Source organism: Candidatus Thiothrix phosphatis, assembly GCF_035668035.1.
Taxonomy (GTDB): domain Bacteria; phylum Pseudomonadota; class Gammaproteobacteria; order Thiotrichales; family Thiotrichaceae; genus Thiothrix; species Thiothrix phosphatis.
This window is the reverse complement of sequence record NZ_JAYMYJ010000144.1, coordinates 1-6352: the sequence shown is the minus strand read 5'-3', so window position 1 is coordinate 6352 and position 6352 is coordinate 1. Positions and strand designations below refer to the sequence as shown.

6 protein-coding genes are annotated in these 6352 nt (G+C 54.2%); 1 reads left to right on the top strand and 5 read right to left on the bottom strand.

The features are described from left to right. The 5 genes from VSS37_RS17735 to lepB form a co-directional block, all read right to left on the bottom strand. The coding region (locus VSS37_RS17735; protein WP_324697344.1) for a P-loop NTPase family protein at positions 1-417 on the bottom strand (417 nt) is incomplete at its 3' end. Further along, complete coding sequence (locus VSS37_RS17730) at positions 414-875, bottom strand: ribbon-helix-helix protein, CopG family (protein WP_324697342.1); 462 nt, start codon at positions 873-875, stop codon at positions 414-416. The genes VSS37_RS17735 and VSS37_RS17730, both read right to left, overlap by 4 nt. Continuing rightward, the gene (gene traG / locus VSS37_RS17725; protein ID WP_445971498.1) at positions 872-2941 is read right to left on the bottom strand and encodes an IncP-type conjugal transfer protein TraG; all 2070 of its coding nucleotides are present in this window, start codon (positions 2939-2941) and stop codon (positions 872-874) included. The genes VSS37_RS17730 and traG overlap by 4 nt, the downstream gene beginning before the upstream one ends. Continuing rightward, a complete protein-coding gene (locus tag VSS37_RS17720) occupies positions 2938-4881 on the bottom strand; it encodes a DUF3363 domain-containing protein (protein ID WP_324697340.1) in 1944 nt (647 codons plus the stop codon). The genes traG and VSS37_RS17720 overlap by 4 nt, the downstream gene beginning before the upstream one ends. 487 nt (positions 4882-5368) lie before the next feature. Then, on the bottom strand, positions 5369-5878 hold the full coding sequence (lepB, locus tag VSS37_RS17715; RefSeq protein WP_324697338.1) for a signal peptidase I: 510 nt from the start codon (positions 5876-5878) through the stop codon (positions 5369-5371). 248 nt (positions 5879-6126) lie between these two features. Between lepB and VSS37_RS17710 the strand changes: the two genes are divergently transcribed. Then, positions 6127-6321 carry a hypothetical protein gene (locus tag VSS37_RS17710; protein ID WP_324697337.1) on the top strand — a complete coding sequence of 65 codons (195 nt, stop codon included), beginning with the start codon at positions 6127-6129 and terminating at the stop codon, positions 6319-6321. Positions 6322-6352: the final 31 nt, after the last annotated feature.

Here is a 6352-nt window from a genome sequence, read left to right as displayed (position 1 = left end):
GGCCTGTTTCAGGGTCTCTGCCTGTTCTTGGGTCATGATCCCCTGCCCCACATACTCGTCCAGCGTGTAGATGCGTCGTGCAGGCAATCGGAAGTTGAACGTCGGCCCGTCCACACTGTAAGGCGGGATGGATGCCTGCACCCTTGCTCCCCAGTGTGGCAGTTTCGCAGCAAGACTCGGCTTATCCGGGGTTATCTCCATCCCTGCCTCGGTCGCAATCAGCCGGATAATCCGATTAGCCGCTTCGCTATTGAGGATAATCCCGGTCTTGTACATCCCCACACCCAACTCATTCACCCACACCTTGCCATCCGGGTTGAGCATGATCTCGGTAATGGTGTCTTTCTCCAGCCAAGGTGTAATCGGCCCCAGTGCTGACTTGAGCATATCCAGACGACGTTTGGCTGATTCGCTCATGCCTTACCCTCCCCTTCCATATCCAGCAAGGCACGTATGTCCTCGTTCTTTAACAGGTTGTCTTCAGCAACTTGGGCAATGAAAGTCTTGTGTTGCCTGATCTGGTGCTGGATAAAGGTAATGAACTGGTCAAACCGCTCTGCCGCCATGGCCTGCGCCGCTTCTTTCTGTCCGGTTGGTAGCGGCGGGTTATAAGCCAGCCACATCTGAACAAAACCCGCTAAACCCGCATCCATGACATCCAGGTTGCGCTCCATCCGCCCTACCCCACGCCGTAACCTGCCCAGCTCCCGCAAGATCAGGGTTGCATGGCTGGAATCATCCAAATATTCACGCAAAGCAGCCTCCACAATACTGCCCTGTGATTGCCCTTTGGCAGCAGCATAGGCTTCCAACCGTTTCTTGGTATCGTTCTGTATCCTGATATTCAAAGCCGCATAAGGGACTGGCTTACTCATAACGGCATCCCTCCACCACTCGGCTGGCGTGACTGCTCAATAGCCCGCTGCCTCCCCAGTTGCCGGTTACGTTCCGTGCGTTGCTGCTCCAGTTCGCGCATTTTGCGTTTTTCCGCATCCTGATGCCCATCATCCATTTCCAGCTTGGGTTTTGGTTTTTCTGGCTGTTGCCGGTCATCAACAGATATTCCCCATTCCGGGTTATGCTGGATTTCACCCTCCAGCAGTACACCACCAGCAATCCCCGCTGTTGCAGCATTGCCGTTAGCGCCTGACGGATGCTCTGGCTCCACTGCCGGGGCTGGCAGATGTAACCAGGCACTGGGAAACCCCAGCCCTTTGAGTTCCATTCCCTGCAATTCGGCGGCATCAGGGCGTGGCAACCTTGCCCTGCCCATGAAGCGCCTGTCTTCGTAGTACCTGACCTTCAATCCCCGGTAAGGTGGGTTCCCGCCCACCATCACCAAGGCTTCAGTAGCCGGAAACTGTAGCACTTCACCCGGTGTCAGCAAGGCACGCGGGGATTCCTGCTCACTGACCATGACGTGTCCCAACCACGGCGCAAGCCGGTGGCCTGCATAGTTGGTTTGACGCCGGTTTTCGGTCGCTGTCCCCAGCATTTCTGAGATACGTTTGGCGGTGCGGTCATCCAGTGTGCCGTAAGTGACCCGGATATGGCTGTTGTCGAGAATGGAGTTGTTTGGCCCGTAGGCTTTTTCAATCTGGTTGAGGGACTGCGCAATCAACAAGGCGCGGATACCGTAACCTGCCATGTAAGCCAGTTCACTTTCAAAAAACGTCAAGCGTCCCAAGGTCGGGAATTCGTCCAGCAACATCAGCAAGTCATGACGGTGCGGCTTGCCATCCTGCCCCATGCTTTCCGTCAGGCGGCGGCCTATCTGGTTGAGCATCAGGCGTATCAGCGGACGGGTACGGTCAGCATCGCTGGGTGGGACAACGATATACAGGCTGACCGGGTTCTTGGCATTCATCAGGTCAACAATCGTAAAGTCACTAACGGCAGTGTTACGGGAAATGATCGGGTCACGGTATAGCCCCAGGAAACTCATCGCCGTGGACAGGACACCGGACAGCTCATTCTCACTCTTGTTCAGCAACTCACGGGCGGCAGAAGCCACCACTGGATGTACCCGGTCGCCCAGATGCCTGCATTGGAGCATGTGGTTCAGGGTCTTGAAGAATGTCCGGTCAGGGTCACTCAGGAACTTGGCTACCCCCGTCAGGGTTTTGTCCGGTTCAGCATAAAGGACGTGCAGGATGGCTCCGACTAGCAGGGAATGCCCGGTCTTTTCCCAATGATCCATGCGATCCTTGCTGCCATCGGGATCCACCAGGATGTCGGCAATGTTCTGCACATCACGGACTTCATTTTCCCCTTTGCGTACTTCCAACAACGGATTGAAACGCACCGAAAAAGAAGCGGTTGGTTCAAACCGCAGAACATGGGAAAACTGTTTGCGCCAACCTGCGGTAATGTCCCAGTTCTCACGCTTCATGTCATAGACCAGCACCGATGCCCGCCAGCTTAGCAAGGTCGGGATAACAATCCCCACCCCTTTACCGCTGCGGGTAGGTGCAAACACAAAACAGTGTTCCGGGCCATTGTGCCGCAACAAGGTGCGCTCACGGTCATGCGTTTGCGCCAGCACGATCCCCTCGTCCACCAGCACACCAGCCTTCTGCATGTCTTTCAGTGTTGCCCAACGGGCTGTACCGTAAGCATCCGGGTGTTGGTTACGTTTGGCGCGGTTCACCGACATGAACACAATCACCATGAAAATGGCAAACACCCCGCCATAAATGATCAGGGAACCCTGAAAGAAAACAGTCTTGGCGTAATAGTCGTACTGGTACAGCCATGCCCAATATTTCCATGGCCAGTAACACGGTGTCCCGAACACATGGTAGGCAGGCTCCCCCAGTGCCTCCTGATACCCCAGTTTATGTGCCACAAACTGGGTCGCCGTTTGCAAGGCAATCATGGCTCCGATGAAGGCCACGATGAACTGTCCCCACAAGATGGTTGTGCCACGCATTTGACTCATCGTGCGATCCCCTTCTGAATCTGTTTACTCCACGCCCTACCCTGCGGGTTGATGCCAATAGCCATGTTCATGCCTTTGGGTGGCAGGGGTTCCTGTTTCCACGGAACCATGGAAAATTCCTTACTATTGGCTACCACGGCATAGCGGCGGTTGGAGGGAACATCGACCACCCCCAACACCTTGCCTTGCATGGATTCACCGGCTGCCAACGGGCGGAAAGGTAGCCCCGTCTTTTGCCTGACCTGAGCCGCCAGTGTCTGGCGTTCCATGTCGTCCAGTGCCGAACGGGAAGCCTGTGTCCCGGCTTCCAGCCCTTGCCCCGTCAACCATTGCGCCCGTAACGCAGCCGCATTGCGCAACTTGATGGCGACACCCTGCGGCCTGCCGTCTTCCACCAGCGCATGGTAATGCTCATCCAGCCAGGTGCGGCCACGGTAAGTGACTTGGGTATCTATAGGGAGTTGGTGCTGGGCAACGAACACGGCGCGGGTAGTACGGCTATCTTTCTGTACCAATGCTTGCACCTGGTCAGGCAGGTCTTCCGGGATTTGCCAGCGATTACCCTCAATGGACTTCACCACACCCAGATTGGAGAGCGTGTTCAAACGAAGCTGGTGAGCGTGGAGGTAACTCTCTTGCTGTGTGGGGGTAATCTTCCCGGCCTCTATCGCCCAGGTCGCATGGGATTCTGCATGGTAAATCCCGTCATGTGCCGCCGCGTAACCGGCAATATTCCAGTCAGCAGCCTTGACAGACTTTTCCTCCAGTACTTGCACCCGGATAACCTGACCGACCCTGGTTTCCTCTTGTGAGAGGTTACTGACAGGAACTTGATGCAAGATCCCATCACGGCTTCCCAAAATAAGGTAGCCTCGCTCGGACATTTCATCACTAAGGCCACGGTCAAGAACTACCCCCTCCAATGGATTACCAATAGCAGAATCATGCAAGCGGTAGCCACTGGCGGGATGCCCTAACTGCTGTTCTGCACGTTTTAGCCGGGTCATCGCCTCATCGTATTGTCCCAGTTGTTTCAGTTTGTCCGGCAGGTGGTCTGCCAAACGCCATTGTTGCCCGGCAACCTTTTCTGCATAGCCAAAACGCTCCAGTTCCTGCAAACGTCCCAATAACCGCGAGCGTTGCAACCGGGCAGCCGGGGTATCCCCGGCAATATCAAAGGTAATGCGGTTATCCTGGGATTGCTGGATCAGTTCACGGTCGGCGCGGGTGAATGACTTCGCCTTGATTTCTTTCTGGATGGAGTCACGGATTTCGTGTTCCAGCCGGTGGCCAAGTTCCTGGGTTGCCAGCTCGGCGGCACGATGGCGGATACCGTTAGAAATGTACTCACGGTCAATGAAAACTTCCTCACCTTTTTGGTCAAGACCGTGGATCACAATATGGGTGTGGGGGTTATCTGTGTTGTAGTGGTTAATGGCCTTCCAGTCCAGCTTGCGTCCAAGGTCTGACTCCACCTGTCCCATCAGCTTGCGGGTGTAATCTTTCAGATCCAGACGTTCCGCATCTTCCGGTGAAACAATCAAACGGAACTGGTGCGGCTCACCTTCACGAATAGCATCCACTTCCTGACGCTGGATCCCCTCCCCTTCGCGGTCAAAAAAGCCCTCACGTTCTGTACCCTGACCTGTCCCTTCACGGTCAAGGTAACGCAGGTGAAGTTTGGCAGCACCAACCCCGTAAGCGGTCATTTTGATGACCCTGGCTTTGACCACCACCCGGCGGGATCCTAGGCGTTCAGGAGTACGGGTTGCAGGGGCTGAGACACCACGAATGGGTCCAATGCGCGAGGGTTTCAGGTTGGAAAGACGTTTAGGCTTCGCACTACCACGGCGCAAGGAAACGGCAGGTTCTCCCTTCTTTTTCGCCCGCAGGTCAACCCGAAGTGGGAGGTCGTCGTAAGTGTCCTTTTTACCCATCATGACATCCTGTAGAATGGTTATTGCTTTAAATACAATAAGTTGTTATCAGCAAGCTACAAACCTACACACCGTTGTAGAATCATTTAGTGTGGGTTTTCAGGGACTTGAAAAGTACCTGCTACAACACCTTTATCTTGCACTACACATTTCCCTACAAGCTAACCGCTGACGAGCGGTATCTTTTCCACTACTACATGATTTAGCTGGGGTGTCACCCCAGACCCCAAGGTATTTACCACCAGGATGATGGGGCAAGGAATACCCAAGGCAACAGCAATCCGTCTGGGTGGACAGGTTATTGCTGTGTTGGGTAGCCCTGATACAGGATGGGTTTCGCGGTCAGGCAGGTAAGGCAACGGGGGTAAGGTCTGCTTTTATATCCGTTCAGGGCAGAAACCGCAGAACGCTTGCAGCAGGATTGCAAAAGGTTTTGCAGTAGCAATGCAGGACACCTGCAAAATTTGGTGCAACAAACGCTGCACCATTCTCAGTGTTGATAGCCCCAGACAAGGCTTGCCTTCCCGTAAACTGTCGCTTCATCCACTTCCCCAAAATAGCGCGAATCCAGCGACAACGGGTTGTCTTTCAGCATCACCCAAAGGTGTCCAGTTTGCACAGTATGGCAACCATCCAGTTGCGGCATGGGTCTGCCTTTCGAGTCGCTTAGACTGGTTTTATCAAACCATTCACCGTTTAGGGTAATGTCTGTCTGGTGGATGCAAATGGTATCCCCTGCCCTGCCCACAACCCGTTTTAATAGCCGGTCATACAACGGGATCCAGCCGCGTTCCTGTACCAACGGACGGAAATGTTCCGGGATGTCGAATGCCACGATGTCACCGTAGGTATAACCGGGTTCGACCTTGTAAAAACCTTTCGGCAAACTGCTGGTGGTGTTCCAGATCAGCAGCGGGGTTTTCACTTGTGCCACCGCAATGGTTGCCAGCACACATCCCATTACCAATAACAACAGCACGATGCGTCCACGCCAGTGCATATCACCCTCCTTCCCGAATCAATCCCAACCCATGTCCTGTTGACCGATACAAGCCAACCCCTTATCTGCCATCCATTCCCCGTCACGTAACGGGGGATATGTACCCTAAAATGGCTGGTCTGGTTGCGCCACAATCGCCAGACTACCCTGTCCTTTTGTTGCTACAAATGGTCATTCACCGTGAACGGAAACCCCATCCGGGCTGCTATAGTAGGCCACTCCCAAAACCTCAAAGGATGTACACCTGCATGACCTGCATTTACCTCGCCGGGCCATTGTTCACAGAAGCAGAACGCATCTGGCACACCCAGACGAAAGCATTGCTGTTGCAGTCAGCGGCACAACGGGACATGGCTTTGGATGTCATCTGGCCTTATGAACTGATCACGAGCGAAGAGATAGCCACGTTGGGCAGTGCTGTGTCAACACCGACTGAAAACTGACCCACTTTCGTCAAAATCACCGTTTTAAAAA